Consider the following 19,856-nt stretch of genomic DNA (forward strand, 5'->3'; position numbering starts at 1 on the left):
TACGACCACAAATCGTGTCCCGGTGTGAAGTCCGCGACGGTGGGGTGACCGGAGGCGCGGATGCCTCCGGGCATGAGACGACGACGTTCATGATCGAGGAGGACACATGGCCATCACGACCGGATTCACGCTTCCGAGGTTCCATCCGCGGCGGGGCAGGCGCCCCTGGGACCGGCACACGTGGCTCTATGTGTCGGTGATCATCGCCGTCGGGCTCGGCATCGCGGTCGGGCTGATCTGGCCCGAGGCGGGACAGGCGCTCGAACCCGTCGGCAAGGGGTTCGTGTCGCTGATCAAGATGATGATCGCGCCGATCATCTTCTGCACGATCGTCGTGGGCGTCGGCTCCATCGCCAAGGCCGCGACCGTCGGCAAGATCGGCGGCGGCGCACTGATCTACTTCATGGTCATGTCCACGTTCGCCCTGGCGATCGGCCTGGTGGTCGGCAACATCATCCACCCCGGCGAGGGACTGGACATGTCCGCCGCGAGCTACGAGGTCGAGGGCGAGGCCACCGGCACTCACGAGTTCATCCTCGGAATCATCCCGACCACCTTCTTCTCCGCCTTCACCGGGGAGAGCGTGCTGCAGGTGCTGTTCATCGCGCTGCTGGCCGGGTTCGCGCTGCAGGGTCTCGGGGAGCGGGGCGCTCCCATCATGGAGGCGGTCAAGCACCTGCAGAAGCTGGTCTTCCGCATCCTCGGCATGATCCTCTGGCTGGCTCCCGTCGGTGCGTTCGGCGCCATCGCCGCCGTGGTCGGCAAGACCGGCGTGGCCGCCATCTGGAGCCTGGGGATCCTCATGCTCGCGTTCTACATCACGTGCATCCTGTTCATGGTCGTCGTGCTGGGGACGCTGCTGTGGGTGGTCACGCGGGTCAGCATCTTCAGCCTGATGAAGTACCTGGGTCGCGAGTACCTGCTCATCGTCGGCACGTCCTCCTCGGAGTCGGCGCTGCCCAGGCTGATCGCCAAGATGGAGCACGTCGGCGTCTCCAAGCCCCTGGTCGGCATCACGGTGCCGACCGGGTACTCGTTCAATCTGGACGGCACGGCGATCTACCTCACCATGGCCTCGCTGTTCATCGCCACGGCCATGGGGCAGCCGATGAGCATCGGCGAGCAGATCGGCCTGCTGGTCTTCATGATCATCGCCAGCAAGGGCGCGGCGGGCGTCACCGGGGCGGGCCTGGCGACACTCGCCGGAGGGCTGCAGGCGTACCGGCCCGATCTCGTCGACGGCGTCGGCGTCATCGTCGGCATCGACCGGTTCATGTCGGAGGGGCGTGCGTTGACCAACTTCACCGGCAACGCCGTCGCGACGCTGCTGATCGGCACGTGGACTCGGCAGATCGACCGAGACCGTGTGCGCAGCGTGCTGCGCGGTGAGCTCCCGTTCGACGAGTCGACGCTCGACGGAGTCGACGACCACGGCATGTCGGATGGTCGGCGTGCCGCCGACGTGCAGGAGCTGAACGATGCGGCGGTGGCGGAGATGGCGGCCAAGCAGGATCGCGCGCGGGCACGGCTCCTGGACCGCTGACCGGGGGAGAAGGGAGCGAGGGGAGACGGCGCGACGTCGGCTCCCCTCGCTGCAGGTCAGCCGCTCTTGCGTCGGAACTCGCGCTTCATCTGCGGTGCGTGCGTCGAGTGCACCGCGGAGTCGCCGTCGAGGTGTGCCTCGCCGCCGCGCTGCTGCGCGTTCTTCTTGTCGAGCGCTTCTCGGAACTTGCGCTTCATCTCCTCGGAGGAGACTGCCTTGTCATCGCTCATGCCGCCAGCCTAGCGGGCGCGGCCGAAGCGCGCCGCCGGCGACGGCCGCGTCGCCGAGCATGCCGCGTACGTCCACATCGATCGCGACGGTGCGCTCGTGCGGGATCCCGTCGGGTGATGCGCACTGCTAGGCTGGAAGAGGATGCCTGTGGCATCCGTCAACTGCATACACGCTCGGCCCGGACGGGTCGAGCACGGAGCGGTCGGCTGAGAAGCTGGTCCCCTGTGGTGGGTTCCTCGTCGCACACGGCGCCGGGTGGTCTTCTACTGGTGGCCAGCGCAGGCGAGATTCGCGGGATTGCCCGCGCGCTTATATCTGCCCGCATCCGCTCCTTCGCGAGAACTCGCGCGCCACACGGGCGTGCGAGCCTAAACAAAGAAGGAGAGACCTCTTGGAAGGTCCTGAAATCACCGCCGCCGAGGCCGTTCTCGACAACGGCCGCTTCGGCACCCGCACCGTCCGCTTCGAGACCGGTCGCCTCGCCCAGCAGGCGCAGGGCTCCGTCGCGGCATACCTTGACGACGAGACCATGCTCCTGTCGGCCACCAGCGCAGGAAAGCACCCGCGCGAGGGCTTCGACTTCTTCCCGCTGACGGTCGACGTCGAGGAGCGCTCCTACGCCGCCGGCAAGATCCCCGGCTCGTTCTTCCGCCGTGAGGGCCGTCCCTCCACCGAGGCGATCCTCGTCTGCCGTCTGATCGACCGTCCGCTGCGCCCGTCGTTCGTGGACGGTCTGCGCAACGAGGTCCAGATCGTCATCACGGTCCTCTCGATCGCACCCGGCGAGTACTACGACGCGCTGGCGATCAACGCGGCATCCGCGTCCACCCAGATCTCCGGTCTGCCCTTCTCGGGCCCGATCGCCGGCGTCCGCCTGGCGCTCATCCCCGGCCAGGGCGAGCACGCCGACCAGTGGGTCGCGTTCCCGAACCAGGCCCAGGTCGAAGAGGCCGTGTTCGACCTCATGGTCGCCGGTCGCGTGGTCAAGAAGGCCGATGGCTCCGAAGACGTCGCGATCATGATGGTCGAGGCCGAGGCCACCGAGAACAGCTGGAACCTCATCAAGGCCGGCGCCGTCAAGCCGAGCGAAGAGGTCGTCGCGGGCGGACTCGAGGCGGCCAAGCCGTTCCTGAAGCAGCTCGTCGAGGCTCAGGCCGAGATGGCGGCGCACTCGTCGAAGGAGCCCGGCGTCTACCCGGTCTTCCCCGCGTACGAGCAGGCGACCTACGACTTCGTCGCAGCCTCGGCGACCGCCGACCTCGAGAAGGTCTACCAGATCGCCGACAAGCAGGAGCGGCAGAGCGCCGACGACGAGGTCAAGGACCGCGTCAAGGCCGAGGTCGCCGCCGCCATCGAGGCGGGAACCCTTCCGGCATCCGCCGCGGGTGAGGTCTCCGGCGCCTACAAGTCGGTCACCAAGGGCATCGTCCGCGGTCGCATCCTCTCGGAGGGCGTGCGCATGGACGGCCGCGGTGCCGCCGACATCCGTCCGCTGGACGCCGAGGTGCAGGTCATCCCGCGCGTGCACGGCTCGGCCATCTTCCAGCGCGGCGAGACCCAGATCATGGGCGTCACCACGCTGAACATGCTCAAGATGGAGCAGCAGATCGACTCGCTGTCGCCCACGACCAGCAAGCGCTACATGCACCACTACAACTTCCCGCCCTACTCGACCGGTGAGACCGGACGCGTCGGGTCGCCGAAGCGTCGCGAGATCGGGCACGGCTTCCTCGCCGAGCGCGCACTCGTGCCGGTGCTGCCCAGCCGTGAGGAGTTCCCCTACGCGATCCGCCAGGTGTCCGAGGCTCTCGGCTCCAACGGTTCGACGTCGATGGGCTCGGTCTGCGCCTCGACCCTGTCGCTGCTGAACGCCGGTGTGCCGCTGCGCGCGCCCGTTGCCGGCATCGCGATGGGCCTGGTCACCGACGAGGTCGACGGCGAGACCCGCTACGCGGCTCTGACCGACATCCTCGGTGCCGAGGACGCCCTGGGGGACATGGACTTCAAGGTCGCCGGCACCAGTGAGTTCATCACCGCGATCCAGCTGGACACCAAGCTCGACGGCATCCCGTCGTCCGTGCTCGGTGGTGCGCTGACCCAGGCTCGCGACGCGCGCCTGACGATCCTCAACGTTCTGAACGCCGCGATCGACGCACCCGACGAGATGGCACCGACCGCACCGCGCGTGATCAGCGTGCAGATCCCGGTGGACAAGATCGGCGAGCTGATCGGCCCGAAGGGCAAGACGATCAACGCAATCCAGGACGAGACCGGCGCGCAGATCTCCATCGAGGAGGACGGCACCGTCTACATCGGCGCGACCGACGGCCCGTCGGCCGAGGCCGCCCGGGCCCAGGTGAACGCGATCGCCAACCCCACCAACCCGGAGGTCGGCGAGCAGTTCCTCGGCACCGTGGTGAAGATCGCCACCTTCGGTGCCTTCATCTCGCTGCTGCCCGGCAAGGACGGTCTGCTGCACGTCACCGAGGTGCGCAAGCTCGCCGGTGGCAAGCGGGTCGAGAACGTCGATGACGTGCTCTCGGTCGGCCAGAAGCTCCTCGTGCGCATCACCAAGATCGACGACCGCGGCAAGCTGTCCCTCGAGCCCGTGCTCGACGACGCTCCGGCCGAGGAGGAGACCCCCGCGGAGACCGCCGAGGCGTGATCCACGCGGATGCCGGTGAGCCGGCATCCGCGATCCGGCCCGGGCTCGCGCGCCATCGCGCTCGAGTCCGGGCTTCGTCGTGTCCGAAACGTTATGTGAACTTCCCGGCGGCGCGGTCATCGTGGCTGTCGGGTGCGATTTCGTCGCCTACTCTCGAAGTACGTGCCGGGGGGTGCGTGCCAGACACGGATCGATGATCCGCGGGGGTGAGAGATGAGGCTATTCGGCGTCGGGGCGGCCGAGCAGTCCTCGCGCGCGGACGACGAGCTCGAGGCGCACCCGTCCGCGCCGATCCCGGTGGTCGGCCCCGGCGTGGGCGAGGTCGTCCGGGTGCCCCTGGGCGAGACCGGATTCTCGATCTTCCCGCTCATGCTCGGTGCGGCGGAGTTCGGGTGGAACGTCGACCAGCAGACGAGTCACGAGCTCCTGGACCGCTACATCGAGTTCGGCGGCAACGCGATCCACACCGCAGACGGATTCTCCGGTGGGCGCAGCGAGTACATCATCGGACAGTGGCTGCGATCACGCGGCCACCGCGACCGGGTCGTGCTGAGCGTGCGCGTCGGTTCGCACGCCGACAACCCCGGCCTCGGGTCGGTCAATCTCGTGCGCGCCGTCGAGGGATCGCTCACGCGGCTGAGCGCCGAGCGCATAGACGTGCTCTACCTCGATGCCTCGCTAGACGACACGACGAACCTCGAGGACACGCTGGCCACCGCCGAATGGCTGCGAGAGGCGGGCAAGATCTCGGCGGTGGGCGGCTTCCGCTTCGCGCCCGAGCGCCTGGTCGAGGCGCGCATCCTCGCGTCCGCCGGATACCCCCGACTCGAGGCGCTCGACGAGCCGTACAACCTCGTCCGTCGCGAGGCCTTCGAAGGCGACCTGCGCCTGGTGGCCGCGGCGCAGAATCTCGCCGTGACCCCGTCGCACGCACTGGAGCACGGGTTCCTGTCCGGCAGGCACCGCAGCAAGTCGTCGGCGGTCGGCGTGCGCGGCCAGCAGATGCGGTCGCACTTGAACCGCCGCGGGATCAAGGTGCTGCGCGTGCTGGACCAGATCTCCTCCGAGCTGTCCGCGCCCGTCGCAGCCGTGTCGATCGCGTGGCTGCTCGCGCAGCGCACCGTCGTCGCGCCGATCGTGAACGCCTTCGCCCCCGACCACGTCGAAGAGCTGATGCAGGGGGCCGGAGTCACGCTCTCGCGCACGCAGGTCGCCGAACTCGCCCGCGCCAGCGACTGACACGCGTTCTCGTTCTCGGGGCTCCGGCGTCGACCGCGTGACCTAAACTGGAATGGCCCCATGCGGTGGCGATGAAGCGAGCAGGGTTGTGACGCACTACATATATCTGGTCAGACACGGTGAACATCAGGACGCCGAGCACGGCGTCGACGACGGACCCCTCTCCCCCCGCGGTCAACGGCAGGCCGAGCTGATCGCGGACCGTCTGTCCGGGCTCCCGCTGGACGCCGTCTGGCACTCGCCGCTGCTGCGCGCGGCCGAGACGGCCCGGGCCATCGCCGCCCGCCTGCCCGCCGTCGACCCCGTACCCTCCGCGCTCCTGTTCGACTGCGTGCCGAGCGGCATGAGCGAGGACACCCCGGCGGCCTACGAGCCGTTCTTCGGGTCGGTGACGGATGCCGAGATCGAGGCGGGATCGGCGCAGATGAGCGATGCCGTGGGGGAGTTCCTCCGACGTCGCAACGGCGACGTGCACGAGGTCCTCATCACCCACAACTTCGTGATCTCCTGGTTCGTACGCGAGGTCCTGGGCGCGCCGGACTGGCGCTGGATGACGCTGAACCAGGCGCACTGCGGTCTGAGCGTGATCGCCCAGAAGCAGGGTCGCCCGTGGACGCTGCTCAGCCACAACGACCTCGGGCATCTGCCGATGGAGCTGCGCACCGGCCTGCCGGAGGGCGCGTCGGTCTGATGGCCGACGGCGGCGCCGTCACGCGGCGGGGGCCGCTCCGGCGCGAATCTAGACTGGGATCATGACGACTCAGGTTGCCCTCGTCGGCGGATCAGGAAAACTCGGCCGCATCATCCACGAGGTGATCGACGAACTGGACGGCTTCGCGGTGCGCAACGTGCTCGGCTCGTCGAGCGAGCTTGACGAGCTCGACGGCGCCGACCTGATCGTCGACGCCTCCACGCCCGCCGTAAGCATCGACGTGGTGCGAGCCGCGCTCGAGCGCGGCATCGGCATCCTCGTCGGCACCTCCGGCTGGTCGCAGGAGCGCATCTCGCTGGTGCGCCCGCTGGCGACATCGGCGCAGAGCGGGGTCGTCTTCATCCCGAACTTCTCGCTGGGCTCGGCCCTGGGCACCGCCCTCGCGGCCGCGGCCGCACCGTTCTTCCCGTTCGCCGAGATCGTCGAGTCGCATCGCGACACGAAGATCGACTCACCCAGCGGCACCGCCGTGCGCACCGCAGAGCTGATGGCCGAGGCCCGCGAGCAGCAGGGTCCCTTCCGGGCGCCGCACGTCGACCAGCGCGCCCGGGGCCAGCAGGTCGGGGGCATCCCCGTGCACTCCCTCCGGCGCCCCGGCGTCATCGCCCGTCAGGAGGCGATCCTCTCCGGGGCGGGGGAGTCGCTCTCGATCGTGCACGACACGATCGATTCCGCGGCGGCGTATGCTCCGGGCATCCGCCTGGCCCTGCCGTTCGCGCGTGACGCGCGGGGGATCGTCGTGGGGCTGGAGAACATCATCGACATCGGGATCGGACTGCGGGCATGAGCTCGCGCATCGGCGTCGCCGTGATGGGCGCCGCGCTCTTCCTGTACATCGCCGTGGCGGCACGGCTCGCGGTGATGTTCTTCCAGGTCGGCTCGCCGGTGTCGATCGGCATGGGAGTGGCGCTGATCGTCATCGCCCCGATCGGAGCCTGGGCTCTCGTGCGCGAACTGGTCTTCGGATTCGCGGCGGACCGCCTGGGGCGCGTCCTGGACGGCGAGGGCGGGATGCCGGAGGCGCCGGCGGAGCTGACGCCGAGCGGCAGGCTGCGACGGGAGGACGTCGAGCCGTTGGTCGCCCGGTACACCGCCGCCGCGCAGGACGATGACGGGGACTGGCGCGCCCGTTACCGGCTGGGTGTCGTGCAGGATGCGGCCGGACGCCGCAAGGACGCCAGGGGGAGCATCCGCGAGGCCATCCGCCTCGCTCGCATCCGTCCCTGACGTCCTGGCGCTGTGCTCGTGCGGTCAGGCCAGGCTGGCTTCGAGCGTGATCTCGATGCCCGCCAGTGCCTGCGACACCGGGCAGCCGGACTTGGCGCCCTCGGCGATCTCCTGGAACTTCTCCGCGGTGATACCGGGGACGGTCGCGTTGACGTTCAGGTGGCTGCCGGTGATGCCGGTGCCGGGCTTGAAGGTCACGGACGCCGACGTGTTCACACGTTCTGGCGGGGTGCCGTTCTCGCTCAGCGCGTGCGAGAGCGCCATGCTGAAGCAGGACGCGTGCGCGGCGGCGATGAGCTCCTCGGGCGTGGTCGTCGTATCCGAGCCCTCGGCGCGCGCCTTCCAGTCGAGGGGGAACGTGCCCAGGCCGGAGGAGGAGAACCCGACGGTTCCCGATCCCTCCATCAAGGATCCGGTCCAGGTGGCGGCGGCTTCGCTGGTGACGGGCATGACTCCTCCAGGGGGTCGCATCTCGTGGTGGCGCCGCGGGGTCGCGTCGCTCCGCAAGCCTACCGATGCGCGCGCCGGTGCGGTACCGGTTCAGACGGCGCGCGGACCGCGCCCGAGAATGCCGGCGCGCTGCAGCAGAAGGTACAGCTGGCACCCCAGGCAGAAGCCGAACGCGGCGTTGAGGAACGCGGCGAGGAACGCGGTGGCCGTGGCGATCGGCAGAGCCGGCGCGACGCCGGCCAGATGCAGCACGAGTCCGGCGCCGACCACCAGCAGGCCGACACCCTGGGCGAAGCGCGGCGGACGCGGATCCTCAAGATCGGCAGGAGGAGCGAGACGGGGCCGCACGACGCGCCGGAAGAGCAGACCCCACGGCGCGGTGGCGGGAGAGAGCACGGACCACAGGAAGAGCACGGCGATCACGGCGGTGAGGACGAAGGCCGCCGTGATCGTGCCGCTGCCCAGACCGGTCAGGCCCAGGAAGGTGGCCGCGAGCAGCAGCGCGGATGTGATCCAGGCGGCGAATCGCGGTGCACGCGGGTCGATGCCGGTTGCGGGCGGGGTCATGGTGTCTCCTGGAGGGCGGGAAGGTCGCTCAGCGCCGCCTCCACGTCGACCCGGCGCGGCACGCCGTTGAAGCGGGCGAACAGGGTCGCGTCCGCATCGACGAGGAAGGTGGTCGGCGTGCTGAGCACGTGGTGGCGCCGGGCGAGATCCGGGCGGTGGGTCAGGTCGACCTCGACGAGGTCGACGGCAGCGAGCGCGGATGCCAGGCCCTGCAGCATCCGCCGCACCTGAGGGCACCGTGCGCAGGTCTCGGTGGTGAACTGCACCAGCGCTACCCGGCCCGGGCGGACGCCGAGCTCAGCGAGGTCGAGGGCGCCGGTGCCGTGCCGGCGCCGTCCGTCCCGGACTCGCCAGAGCACGCCGACGAGAACGGCGACCCCTACGAGGGCCGCCACCGAGATCAGCGCGGAGGCGAGCGGCACGCCACAACGATAGATCGGGAGCCGGCGGGCGGGCGGGGATGTGACGCCCGATGACGCACCCCGGGATGTCCTGCCCGCCGGTATCCTTGCAGGCATGAGCGCCGCCGTTCCCACGCCATACGAAGACCTGCTCCGCGACGTGCTCGAGCATGGGACGCACAAGGACGACCGCACCGGCACCGGGACCACCAGCGTGTTCGGCCGCCAGATCCGCTTCGACCTGGCGGAGTCGTTCCCGCTCGTGACCACCAAGCGCGTCCACTTCAAGTCGATCGCCTACGAGCTGCTCTGGTTCCTGCGGGGCGAATCGAATGTGCGCTGGCTGCAGGAGAACGGCGTGACGATCTGGGACGAATGGGCCGACGGCGACGGCGAGCTGGGCCCGGTGTACGGCGTGCAGTGGAGATCGTGGCCGACGCCGGGCGGTGAGAGCATCGACCAGCTCACGCAGGTGATCGACGGGATCCGTGCGGATCCCGACTCCCGGCGCCTGATCGTCTCGGCGTGGAACCCGGCCGACATCCCGCACATGGCACTGGCGCCCTGCCACGCACTGTTCCAGTTCTACGTCGCGGACGGACGGCTGTCGTGCCAGCTCTACCAGCGCAGCGCCGACCTCTTCCTCGGCGTGCCGTTCAACATCGCCTCGTACGCGCTGCTGACGATGATGGTCGCCCAGCAGACCGGTCTTGAGCCCGGCGAGTTCGTCTGGACCGGTGGCGACTGCCATATCTACGACAATCACGTGGATCAGGTCCGCGAGCAGCTCACCCGCGATCCGTACCCGCATCCGACTCTGCGCATAGTGCGCACTCCCGAGTCGATCTTCGACTACGACTACGAGGACTTCGCGATCGAGGGCTACCGGCATCACCCGGCCATCCGAGGGGCGGTCGCGGTATGACCTGGGTCGGCCTCGTCTGGGCCGAGGCGCACGACGGCGTGATCGGCGCGTCCGGCACCATGCCCTGGCATGTGCCCGAGGACCTCGCCCACTTCAAGGAGGTGACGCTGGGCGCGCCCGTGATCATGGGCCGGCGCACCTGGGATTCGCTGCCCGAGAGGTTCAAGCCCCTGTCCGGCCGCGAGAACATCGTCATCACCCGGCAGCAGGACTGGAGCGCCGCGGGCGCGCGTCGCGCGGCGGACATCGCCGAGGCCGTGCGCGGCAGGGACCGCGTCTGGATCATCGGCGGCTCGGACATCTTCCGGCAGGTGATCGGCCAGGCCGATCGTCTGGAGGTCACCGAGCTCGACCTGCAGGTCGACGGCGACGCCTTCGCCCCGCCGAGGGGCGGCTGGAGGCTGGTCGACGAGGGTGAATGGCAGACCTCGCGCACCGGCATCCGCTACCGCTTCCTGGGATACGAGCGCTGATGCCCACCGCCCTGATCACGGGAGCCAGCGCCGGGCTGGGCGCCGAGTTCGCCCGTCAGCTCGCCGCGCGTCGTGCCGATCTCGTCCTGGTGGCGCGCACCGCCGATGCGCTCGAGGAACTCGCCGCCCAGCTGCGCGATGCGCACGGGGTGGCGGTGGAGGTGATCGTCGCCGATCTCGCCGTCGAGGCCGATGTGAGCAGGGTCGCGAAGCGGGTCTCCGACCGCGACGACCCGATCGACCTGCTGGTCAACAACGCCGGCTTCGGCCTGCCCCTGCACTTCGCCGATAACGACATCGATGACGAGGTGCGCCACCTGCGTGTGCACGTCGAGGCGTCCATGCGGCTCATGCACGCCGCACTGGGCGCGATGCGCGGACGCGGCGGTCGCATCGTGAACGTGGCGTCCGTCGCCGGCTTCATCTCGCGATCGACCTACTCGGCGTGCAAAGCCTGGCTGATCGGCTTCAGCCGGTGGGCGAACGCCGAATACGCTCGCGACGGCGTCACGGTCACGGCCGTGTGCCCCGGCTTCACCCACACGAGCTTCCACGCCAGGATGGGTCTGCCTGCAGGGCAGGAGGGTGTGCCCGGGATCATGTGGCTCGACGCCCGCGACGTCGTGCGCGAGGGGCTTCGCGACGCCGCGCGGGGTCGGTCGGTCTCGATACCTTCGCTCCGGTACAAGGTCATCGTCGCGCTGTCGCGTCTGCTGCCGAGCTCGCTGACCTCATCCGTCGCCAGACGGGGCCGGGTCTGAGCGGCGTCGCGCCGTCCCCGCGTCGACATGGATGCCGGGCCGACGCGATAACCTGAGTGCATGACGCACTCGGACAATCCCTTCGGACAGGTTCTCGTCGCGCTGGTCACCCCCATGACCGCCGACGGTGAAGTGGACTGGCCCGCCGTCGAGAAGCACATGGACCGCGTCATCAGCGACGGCGCCGATGGCATCGTCGTCACCGGCACCACAGGTGAGACGTCGACGCTGACGGACGACGAGAAGCTCCGACTCGTCGAGGTCGGCAAAGACGTCTCCGCCGGACGCGCGAAGATCATCACGGGCGGAGGGTCGAACGAGACCGCCCACGCCATCGAGCTGTACAAGGCGAGCGAGAAGGCCGGCGCGGACGGCATCATGATCGTCACGCCGTACTACAACAAGCCCACCCAGGCCGGCATCCTGACGCACTTCCGCCTCGTCGCGGACGCCACCGACCTGCCGGTCATCCTCTACGACATCCCCGGCCGCACCGGCGTGCCGATCAGGTACGAGACGATCCTCCGTCTCGGCAAGCACCCCAACATCCTCGCGGTGAAGGATGCCAAGGGCGACTTCTCCGAGGTCAGCCGGGTGCTGAATCAGACCGACCTGATGTACTTCTCCGGCGACGACTCGAACGTGCTGCCGCACCTGGCGATCGGGGCGACGGGCATGATCGGCGTCACGGCGAACATCACCTCCGCGCCGTACCGCACGATCGTGGACGCCGTGAACCGGGGGGACCTGAGAACCGCCACCGCCGAGCACCAGCGCCTGGAGCCTCTCGTGCGCGCGGTGATGACCCACGTGCCGGGAACCGTCTCGGCCAAGTACATCCTGCACGGCCTCGGCCGGATCGGCAGCCCGCGCGTGCGGCTGCCGCTCGTCGGGCCGGAGGAGTGGGAGGCCGCGATCATCGAGGACGAGCTCGCTCTCGTCTCGGACGTCCCCGGCGCCGATTTCTCGAACTTCCGACCCGACCGCAACGCCGCAGCCGGCGGTGCACTGCCTAAGGTGCACGGCACCACACGATGAGCGCCGTCGCGCGCTGAAACTGCAACGAACGGGCACGCCGTGTCCGACTGAGGAGACGCCATGTCCATCCCCATCGCCGCCCCCGGACCGCTCGCATCGGGCACGCTCCGCGTGACACCGCTCGGCGGTCTCGGCGAGGTCGGTCGCAATATGACCATCTTCGAGTTCGACGGCAAGATCCTCGTCGTCGACTGCGGCGTGCTCTTCCCCGAGGAGCACCAGCCGGGCGTCGATCTGATCCTGCCCGACTTCGAGCCGATCAAGGACCGCCTCGACGACATCGTCGGGATCGTGCTCACCCACGGGCACGAAGACCACATCGGGGCGGTGCCCTACCTGCTCCGGCTGAAGGGCGACATCCCGCTGATCGGGTCGGGCCTCACGCTCGCGCTCGTCGAGGCGAAACTCAAGGAGCACCGCATCAGGCCCTTCACGCTCACGGTGAAGGAGGGGCAGCAGGAGAGGGTGGGCCCGTTCGACCTCGAGTTCATCGCGGTCAACCATTCCATCCCGGATGCCCTCGCCGTCGCCATCCGCACGCCGGCGGGCCTGGTGCTCGCCACCGGCGACTTCAAGATGGACCAGCTTCCGCTGGACGGCCGCATCACCGATCTTCGCGCCTTCGCGCGCCTGGGCGAGGAGGGCGTCGACCTCTTTCTCGTGGACTCCACCAATGCCGACGTGCCGGGGTTCACGCCGACCGAGCGCTCGATCGGCCCCGTGCTCGACCAGGTGATCGGCAAGGCGCCGCGACGCGTGATCGTGGCCAGCTTCTCCAGCCATGTGCACCGGGTGCAGCAGGTGATCGATGCCGCGCACGCACACGGACGACGGGTCGCCTTCCTGGGCCGCAGCATGGTGCGGAACATGACGATCGCCGAGCAGCTGGGCTATCTGAACGTCCCCGAGAACGTCCTGATCGACTACAAGAAGGCGCGTGACCTGCCCGACGACAGGATCGTGTACATGTCCACCGGCTCGCAGGGCGAGCCGATGGCCGTGCTGAGCCGTATGGCCAACCTCGACCATGCCATCGAGCCCGGGGAGGGCGACACGGTCATCCTCGCCTCGAGCCTGATCCCGGGCAACGAGAACGCGGTGTACCGCGTGATCGACGGGCTGACCAAGCTCGGCGCCAACGTCGTGCACAAGGCCAATGCGCGCGTGCATGTCTCCGGGCACGCCGCAGCGGGCGAGCTGATCTACTGCTACAACATCCTCAAGCCGAAGAACGTCCTCCCCGTGCACGGGGAGTACCGTCACCTGATGGCGAACGCCAAGCTCGCCCAGGACACCGGAATCGATCCGGAGCGCACGCTGATCGCATCCAACGGCACGGTGATCGACCTTCGCGACGGCGAGGCCGCGGTCGCGGGCCAGCTCGACATCGGCTTCGTCTACGTCGACGGCTCGACGGTGGGCGGGATCACTGATGCCGACCTGAAGGATCGCCGCATCCTCGGAGAAGAGGGCTTCGTCTCCGTCATCGTGGTCGTCGACTCCGCCACCGGCCGCATCATCTCCGGCCCGGAGATCCATGCCCGCGGCGTCGCGGAGGACGATCGCGTGTTCGACGACGTCGCGCCGAAGATCGTCGCGGCACTCAAGGAGGCCGCCGGCAACGGAGTGCGCGACAACCATGCGCTCTCGCAGATCGTGCGCCGCACGATCGGCCGCTGGGTCAACCAGAAGCTGCGTCGCCGCCCCATGATCGTTCCTCTCGTCATCGAGGCATAGCCGATTCGGGTGTGATCCCGCGGAAACCCGCGTCACTACGGCCGGATGTCGGTCGACGGCCGTACCGTGGAGGGCATGGCCAGGAGTACCACGAAGTCTGAGCGCGCGTCTGACGCGCCCTCGTCGCGTCCGAAGCGGCAGACGGCTCCGAGGTCGAGCGCGAAGGCCGCGCCCGCGCCGAAGAAGTACGTCGACGAAGCCGACAAGCCCCCGGTGATCGCGCGGATGTGGCTGGGCCTCGCGCACGGGGTCGGTGGGCTGTTCCGGGCGTTCGGCCCCGAGGCGCTCGAGAAGGACCAGCGACGCGACGGCTTCCCGTTCCTGCTGGTGCTGCTCGCCTGCGCCGGCGCCGTGGTGGAGTGGTTCTTCATCGGCGAGCAGGTCGCGCAGATGATCAGCGCCTACACCTGGGGTCTTCTGATCGGGCGCGTGGCGTTCGTGCTGCCCGTGCTCCTGCTCCTGCTGGCGGGATGGCTGTTCCGCCATCCGGCCTCCGTGCACGACAACGGACGCATCGGGATCGGGTTCGGGTTCTTCACGCTCGCGATGGCCGGCTTCTGCCACGTCGCATCCGGAGCGGTGGACAAGTTCGGTGTGCTCTCGCGACCCCAGCCCCGGGACGGGATGCCCGAGCTGAGCGCCGCGGGCGGCCTTTTCGGATGGATGCTCGGCGAACCGCTGGCCTTCCTCACGCCGGTCGTCGCCTACATCGTGCTGGGCCTGCTGGCAGCTCTCAGCATCCTGATCCTCACCAAGACCCCGCCCAACCGCATCGGCGAGCGGCTCGGCGACCTGTACGCGTGGATGTTCGGCGCCGAACGGCCTGTGCGGGAGGCGGCGGCGGACGAGTCCCCGCAGGACGCCGACGAGAAGGACGACGCGCTGCCCTGGTGGCGCCGCAACAAGACCGGCCGTGAGGAGGACCCCGACGACGGCGTCGACTCGCAGGCGCTCACGGCGCTGCTGGAGGAGCCGGGCAAGAAGTCGGCGTACGAGCAGGCGGTCATCGTCGACGACCAGCCCTATGACGCCGCCACCGAGGTCCTCACCGATGTCAGCGCCCTCACGGGACTGCTCGACGAGCAGAACACCACCGCGCTCCTCGACGACGAGGGCTCGACCGGTGAGCTTCCGGGCCTGGACGGCTTCGGCACCGCGGGCCCGGGAGCAAGTGGGCCCCAGCCGCCCGCGGCGCCCTACATCCTGCCCTCGCCCGGCGTGCTCAAATCGGGTCCGCCGCCCGTGGTCCGCTCGGATGCGACGGATCGCACGATCGAGCAGATCACCAGTGTGCTCGAGCAGTTCAAGGTCGACGCGAAGGTCACCGGCTTCTCGCGCGGCCCGACGGTCACGCAGTACGAGGTCGAGGTCGGGCACGGCGTCAAGGTCGAGAAGATCCTGCAGCTGAGCAACAACTTCGCGTATGCGGTGGCCTCCAACGACGTGCGCATCCTCTCGCCCATCCCCGGCAAGAGCGCGATCGGCATCGAGATCCCGAACGTCGACAAGGAGACGGTCGCCCTCGGTGACGTCCTGCGCTCGTCCGCGGCGCAGAAGAGCACGCACCCGCTCACGATCGGCGTCGGCAAGGACGTCGGCGGCAACATCGTCGTCGCCAACCTCGCCAAGATGCCGCACCTGCTGGTGGCCGGGTCCACCGGCTCGGGCAAGTCGAGCTTCGTGAACTCCATGATCACGAGCCTGCTGATGAGGGCCCGACCCGCCGACGTGCGGATGGTGCTCATCGACCCCAAGCGCGTGGAACTGACCAGCTATGCCGGCGTGCCGCACCTGATCACCCCCATCATCACGAACCCGAAGAAGGCCGCCGAGGCGCTGCAGTGGGTGGTGAAGGAGATGGACATGCGGTACGACGACCTCGCGTCGTTCGGCTTCCGTCACATCGACGATTTCAACCGTGCCGTCCGCGCCGGCGAGGTGGAGGTGCCCGCCGGCAGCGAGCGGGTGCTCAAGCCGTATCCGTACCTCCTGGTGGTCGTCGACGAGCTCGCCGACCTCATGATGGTCGCCCCGCGCGATGTCGAGGACTCGATCGTGCGCATCACCCAGCTCGCTCGTGCCTCGGGCATCCACCTCGTGCTCGCCACCCAGCGCCCCAGCGTCGACGTGGTCACCGGACTCATCAAGGCCAACGTGCCATCGCGTCTGGCGTTCGCCGTGACGAGCGTCACCGACAGTCGCGTGATCCTCGATGCACCGGGTGCCGACAAGCTCATCGGGCAGGGTGACGCGCTGTTCTCGCCGATGGGCTCGTCCAAGCCGTTCCGACTTCAGGGCGCGTGGGTCGACGAGAGCGAGATCGCGTCGGTCGTGAAGCACGTGACCCAGCAGGCCCGGCCGGAATACCGGCCGGATGTGCAGGAGTCGGCCGAGGCGCGCAAGAAGGAGGTCGACGAGGACATCGGCGACGACCTCGAGCTTCTGCTCGCGGCCGCCGAGCTGATCGTCTCGTCGCAGTTCGGCTCGACGTCGATGCTGCAGCGCAAGCTGCGCGTCGGCTTCGCCAAGGCGGGGCGCCTGATGGACCTGCTCGAATCCCGCGAGATCGTCGGCCCGTCCGAAGGTTCCAAAGCACGCGACGTGCTCGTCACGAACGAGCAGCTGCCTGCGGTGCTGGCCAAGCTGCGCGGTGACGACGCGCCGGCCGCCCAGCCGGCCGCGGCCGCACCGGCGGAGTCCGACAGGTACGCGCACGACCCGGTCGAGAAGCAGTTCGAGGACCTTCCCGTCGTCGAGAGCGAGGACGACGGCGACGAGGACGCCTGGGGCCTGACGGGACGCGACTGATGGCGATTCCGAGGCAGCTGCCCAACGCGATCACGGTCGCCCGCATCCCGCTGGCCATCGTCTTCTTCGTCCTGCTCCTGATCGCCGGGCCGGCGGGCGCGACCGACCTCGCCATGCGCTGGGTCGCGGGCGTGCTGTTCGTGTTCGCGATCTCCACCGACTGGGTCGACGGCTTTCTCGCACGTCGATATGACATCGTCAGCGACTTCGGCAAGCTGTGGGACCCGATCGCCGACAAGCTGCTCACCGGCGCGGGGTTCCTCGGACTCGCGATCCTGGGCGAGGTTCCGTGGTGGATCGTGGTCATCATCCTGCTGAGGGAGTGGGGCATCACCATCCACCGCTTCACGATCGTGCACGAGCAGGTCGTGGCCGCCGCATGGATGGGCAAGATCAAGACCGTGGTGCAGGCCGTGGCCCTCGGCTGGGCGCTGCTTCCCCTGCACGTCTGGATCGGGATGACGGCGTGGACGGTCACGACGCTCGTGCTGATGATCCTCGCGCTCGCGCTCACGGTCGCCAGCGGCATCGACTACGTCGTCGCGCAGGTGCGGGGGCGCAGGAGCGCGGCGTGACCGACGCAGAGCGATTGGTCGCCGCCGCGCGGGAACGCGGCTGGACGCTCGGCGTCGCAGAGTCTCTCACCGGGGGAGCGGTGACAGCGGAGATCGTGACGGTGCCAGGCGCCTCCGCCGTGCTCCTGGGCGCGGTCGTCGCCTACGCGACCCCGCTGAAACAGGCCCTGCTGGGTGTGGACGGCGACCTACTCGCGGAGCACGGGCCCGTTCATGCGGAGGTCGCGAGGCAGATGGCCGACGGCGTGCGCCGGACCCTCGCCGTCGACGGGCGCCCGGCCGACGTGGGCATCTCGACGACCGGGATCGCCGGACCCGATTCACCCGACGGCCAGCCGGTCGGCACCGTGCACGTCGGCGTGTGCACTCCCCGCGGGCTGCGCTCCGCTGCCCTGATCCTGACGGGATCGCGTGACGAGATCCGCATGCAGGCGCGTGACGCGGCGATCTCGTTGGCTCTCTCGGCCGTGCGGGAATAGCGTGCCCAGCACGAAGGTTGATAGGGATGTGCTCAAGAATCGACACACCAGAACGACCACCGCAACAGATCTCACAACGGAAGCACAGAGAGAAACAGTAGATTCAGCGTCACCCGGTCGGGTTAGACTGGCGATCCACTCGGACGGGACTCCGGGTGGCACCGAGGAGAGGGGGTTCCGATGATCCTTGTCAGACAGGAGATCGGCGATGTGCTGCGGGACTTCCGCCTGCAGAAGGGTCGCACGCTCCGACAGGTCGCGAGCAAGGCATCCGTCGCCCTCGGATACCTCAGTGAGGTGGAGCGCGGGCAGAAGGAGGCGTCCAGCGAGATCCTCGCCTCGGTCGCCGACGCACTCGACGTCCCCATCTCCACGATCATGCGCGAGGTCGGCGACCGCATCTCCGTCCTCGAGGGGCTGACCGGCTTCCCCGACGTGGTGCCAGACGACCTGGTCGCCTCGGTCGAGCCCGAGCTCTCTCTGCACTGAGCGTCGCGACGCGCATATGAGACGAAGCGAGTTCCTCCGCGCCGTCGAAGACGAGTTCGGCGGTCGGGCGACGTCGTTGACTCAGGATCTCGTTCTCGGCGCGCTCGGGCGCACCGCGAGCGATGCGCTGGACGCCGGCGTGGCCCCGCGTGAGATCTGGCTGGCGCTGTGCGATGAGGTCGACGTGCCCGCCGAGCGCCGCTACGGCGTCGGACGCATGGAGCCGCGCCGCAGCTGATCGAATCTGGCGACCCCGCGCCCGGCGTGTCGTCGAAGATGTGTTCGATGAGCGCGTATCGTTCTGCACAAGTGGTCGTGGTGCGATCCCTCTCCACAGAACGTGGTTCTCCGAATGCGATGTCGGTGGCCGCCTCTACGGTGATGGATGTGGCACCGGCCATGCGCCTTGTCGCAGAGTTCCTCCATCCCGGAGGGGCCGCGACAGCCTACAGGCGGCAGCATTTCGAGAGACAGAGGAGCACGTCATGCCATCAACCGACGACCGCGAGAAGGCACTGGATTCCGCACTCGCGCACATCGAGCGCCAGTTCGGCAAGGGCTCGATCATGCGACTGGGCAGCGATGAGCGCGCCCCCGTCGAAGTGATCTCGACGGGATCGATCGCGCTGGACAGCGCACTCGGCATCGGAGGGCTTCCGCGCGGACGCATTATCGAGATCTACGGACCCGAGTCCTCCGGTAAGACCACTCTCACGCTGCACGCCATCGCCAACGCTCAGCGAGCGGGCGGCATCGCCGCGTTCATCGACGCCGAGCATGCACTCGACCCCGAGTACGCCCGCAAGCTCGGCGTCGACATCGATCAGCTGCTGGTGTCGCAGCCCGACACCGGCGAGCAGGCTCTGGAGATCGCCGACATGCTGATCCGCTCCGGCGCGATCGATCTGGTGGTCATCGACTCCGTCGCTGCCCTGGTTCCCGAGGCCGAGATCAAGGGCGAGATGGGCGATTCGCACGTCGGCCTGCAGGCTCGCCTCATGTCGCAGGCGCTGCGAAAGCTGACCGGTGGACTGAACCAGACCAAGACCACGGCCATCTTCATCAACCAGCTGCGCGAGAAGATCGGCGTCTTCTTCGGCTCGCCGGAGACCACTGCCGGAGGTAAGGCGCTGAAGTTCTACGCGTCGGTGCGCCTCGACATCCGCCGGATCGAGACGCTGAAGGACGGTGCCGAGGCGGTCGGAAACCGCACCCGCGTCAAGGTCGTCAAGAACAAGATGGCGCCGCCCTTCAAGCAGGCCGAGTTCGACATCCTGTACGGCGTCGGCATCTCCCGTGAGGGCAGCCTGATCGATTTCGGCGTGGAGCACGGCATCGTGAAGAAGTCCGGGTCCTGGTACACCTACGACGGTGACCAGCTCGGCCAGGGCAAGGAGAACGCCCGCAACTTCCTGCTCAAGAACGACGACATCGCCATCGCCATCGAGAACCAGATCAAGCAGAAGCTGGGCATCGGTGTGAAGGCGGTCGCCGAGACGCCGACCGACGAGCTCGCTGAGCGTCGTCCGGCCTGAT

21 protein-coding genes are annotated in these 19,856 nt (G+C 68.7%); 17 read left to right on the top strand and 4 right to left on the bottom strand.

Going from position 1 to position 19,856, the window contains the following annotated elements; all coding sequences use genetic code 11:
- Positions 1-106 precede the first annotated feature (106 nt).
- Positions 107-1,543 carry a cation:dicarboxylate symporter family transporter gene (locus tag ACFWHT_RS06180; protein ID WP_378826471.1) on the top strand — a complete coding sequence of 479 codons (1,437 nt, stop codon included), beginning with the start codon at positions 107-109 and terminating at the stop codon, positions 1,541-1,543.
- 56 nt (positions 1,544-1,599) lie between these two features.
- On the opposite strand, the gene ACFWHT_RS06185 is transcribed toward ACFWHT_RS06180, so the two are convergent.
- Entirely contained in the window at positions 1,600-1,773 is a 174-nt protein-coding gene (locus ACFWHT_RS06185; RefSeq protein ID WP_378826473.1) for a DUF5302 domain-containing protein, read from the bottom strand.
- 392 nt (positions 1,774-2,165) lie between these two features.
- On the opposite strand from ACFWHT_RS06185, the gene ACFWHT_RS06190 reads away from it, so the two are divergent.
- The 5 genes from ACFWHT_RS06190 to ACFWHT_RS06210 all read left to right on the top strand — a co-directional run bounded on the left by ACFWHT_RS06190 (position 2,166) and on the right by ACFWHT_RS06210 (position 7,617).
- Positions 2,166-4,439 carry a polyribonucleotide nucleotidyltransferase gene (locus tag ACFWHT_RS06190; protein WP_378826475.1) on the top strand — a complete coding sequence of 758 codons (2,274 nt, stop codon included), beginning with the start codon at positions 2,166-2,168 and terminating at the stop codon, positions 4,437-4,439.
- A gap of 213 nt (positions 4,440-4,652) precedes the next feature.
- Complete coding sequence (locus ACFWHT_RS06195; protein WP_378826477.1) at positions 4,653-5,678, top strand: aldo/keto reductase; 1,026 nt, start codon at positions 4,653-4,655, stop codon at positions 5,676-5,678.
- Between the two features lie 88 nt (positions 5,679-5,766).
- Positions 5,767-6,369, top strand: a complete 603-nt coding sequence (locus tag ACFWHT_RS06200) for a histidine phosphatase family protein (protein ID WP_378826479.1) — start codon at positions 5,767-5,769, stop codon at positions 6,367-6,369.
- A gap of 61 nt (positions 6,370-6,430) precedes the next feature.
- Positions 6,431-7,177, top strand: coding sequence for a 4-hydroxy-tetrahydrodipicolinate reductase (gene dapB / locus ACFWHT_RS06205; protein WP_378826481.1), 747 nt, complete (start codon positions 6,431-6,433; stop codon positions 7,175-7,177).
- The gene (locus tag ACFWHT_RS06210; RefSeq protein WP_378826483.1) at positions 7,174-7,617 is read left to right on the top strand and encodes a hypothetical protein; all 444 of its coding nucleotides are present in this window, start codon (positions 7,174-7,176) and stop codon (positions 7,615-7,617) included. Before dapB ends, ACFWHT_RS06210 begins: the two co-directional genes overlap by 4 nt.
- A 24-nt stretch (positions 7,618-7,641) precedes the next feature.
- Here ACFWHT_RS06210 and ACFWHT_RS06215 read toward each other — a convergent pair whose 3' ends face one another.
- The 3 genes from ACFWHT_RS06215 to ACFWHT_RS06225 all read right to left on the bottom strand — a co-directional run bounded on the left by ACFWHT_RS06215 (position 7,642) and on the right by ACFWHT_RS06225 (position 9,056).
- The gene (locus ACFWHT_RS06215; protein WP_378826486.1) at positions 7,642-8,067 is read right to left on the bottom strand and encodes an OsmC family peroxiredoxin; all 426 of its coding nucleotides are present in this window, start codon (positions 8,065-8,067) and stop codon (positions 7,642-7,644) included.
- Positions 8,068-8,157: 90 nt separating this feature from the next.
- Complete coding sequence (locus tag ACFWHT_RS06220; RefSeq protein WP_378826487.1) at positions 8,158-8,634, bottom strand: DUF4395 domain-containing protein; 477 nt, start codon at positions 8,632-8,634, stop codon at positions 8,158-8,160.
- The gene (locus ACFWHT_RS06225; protein ID WP_378826489.1) at positions 8,631-9,056 is read right to left on the bottom strand and encodes a TlpA family protein disulfide reductase; all 426 of its coding nucleotides are present in this window, start codon (positions 9,054-9,056) and stop codon (positions 8,631-8,633) included. The genes ACFWHT_RS06220 and ACFWHT_RS06225 overlap by 4 nt, the downstream gene beginning before the upstream one ends.
- Positions 9,057-9,150: 94 nt before the next feature.
- Between ACFWHT_RS06225 and ACFWHT_RS06230 the strand changes: the two genes are divergently transcribed.
- From ACFWHT_RS06230 to recA, 11 genes are all read left to right on the top strand, one after another.
- A complete protein-coding gene (locus tag ACFWHT_RS06230) occupies positions 9,151-9,960 on the top strand; it encodes a thymidylate synthase (RefSeq protein ID WP_378826491.1) in 810 nt (269 codons plus the stop codon).
- Positions 9,957-10,433: a dihydrofolate reductase gene (locus ACFWHT_RS06235; RefSeq protein WP_378826494.1), complete on the top strand. Its 477-nt coding sequence runs from the start codon at positions 9,957-9,959 to the stop codon at positions 10,431-10,433. Before ACFWHT_RS06230 ends, ACFWHT_RS06235 begins: the two co-directional genes overlap by 4 nt.
- Positions 10,433-11,194, top strand: a complete 762-nt coding sequence (locus tag ACFWHT_RS06240; protein ID WP_378826495.1) for an SDR family NAD(P)-dependent oxidoreductase — start codon at positions 10,433-10,435, stop codon at positions 11,192-11,194. Before ACFWHT_RS06235 ends, ACFWHT_RS06240 begins: the two co-directional genes overlap by 1 nt.
- A 60-nt stretch (positions 11,195-11,254) precedes the next feature.
- Positions 11,255-12,232, top strand: coding sequence for a 4-hydroxy-tetrahydrodipicolinate synthase (gene dapA / locus ACFWHT_RS06245; RefSeq protein WP_378826496.1), 978 nt, complete (start codon positions 11,255-11,257; stop codon positions 12,230-12,232).
- A gap of 60 nt (positions 12,233-12,292) precedes the next feature.
- Positions 12,293-13,969, top strand: coding sequence for a ribonuclease J (locus ACFWHT_RS06250; RefSeq protein WP_378826498.1), 1,677 nt, complete (start codon positions 12,293-12,295; stop codon positions 13,967-13,969).
- A 75-nt stretch (positions 13,970-14,044) separates the two neighbouring features.
- A complete protein-coding gene (locus ACFWHT_RS06255) occupies positions 14,045-16,777 on the top strand; it encodes a DNA translocase FtsK (protein WP_378826500.1) in 2,733 nt (910 codons plus the stop codon).
- Complete coding sequence (pgsA, locus tag ACFWHT_RS06260) at positions 16,777-17,352, top strand: CDP-diacylglycerol--glycerol-3-phosphate 3-phosphatidyltransferase (protein ID WP_378826502.1); 576 nt, start codon at positions 16,777-16,779, stop codon at positions 17,350-17,352. Before ACFWHT_RS06255 ends, pgsA begins: the two co-directional genes overlap by 1 nt.
- Positions 17,349-17,831, top strand: a complete 483-nt coding sequence (locus ACFWHT_RS06265; protein WP_378826504.1) for a CinA family protein — start codon at positions 17,349-17,351, stop codon at positions 17,829-17,831. The genes pgsA and ACFWHT_RS06265 overlap by 4 nt, the downstream gene beginning before the upstream one ends.
- 180 nt (positions 17,832-18,011) lie before the next feature.
- On the top strand, positions 18,012-18,320 hold the full coding sequence (locus tag ACFWHT_RS06270) for a helix-turn-helix domain-containing protein (RefSeq protein ID WP_378826506.1): 309 nt from the start codon (positions 18,012-18,014) through the stop codon (positions 18,318-18,320).
- 16 nt (positions 18,321-18,336) lie between these two features.
- Positions 18,337-18,558 carry a DUF3046 domain-containing protein gene (locus tag ACFWHT_RS06275; RefSeq protein WP_378826507.1) on the top strand — a complete coding sequence of 74 codons (222 nt, stop codon included), beginning with the start codon at positions 18,337-18,339 and terminating at the stop codon, positions 18,556-18,558.
- A gap of 247 nt (positions 18,559-18,805) precedes the next feature.
- The gene (gene recA / locus ACFWHT_RS06280; protein ID WP_378826509.1) at positions 18,806-19,855 is read left to right on the top strand and encodes a recombinase RecA; all 1,050 of its coding nucleotides are present in this window, start codon (positions 18,806-18,808) and stop codon (positions 19,853-19,855) included.
- The last annotated feature ends 1 nt before the right edge of the window (position 19,856 follow it).

It is taken from the genome of Microbacterium sp. NPDC058342 (assembly GCF_042723935.1).
Taxonomy (GTDB): domain Bacteria; phylum Actinomycetota; class Actinomycetes; order Actinomycetales; family Microbacteriaceae; genus Microbacterium.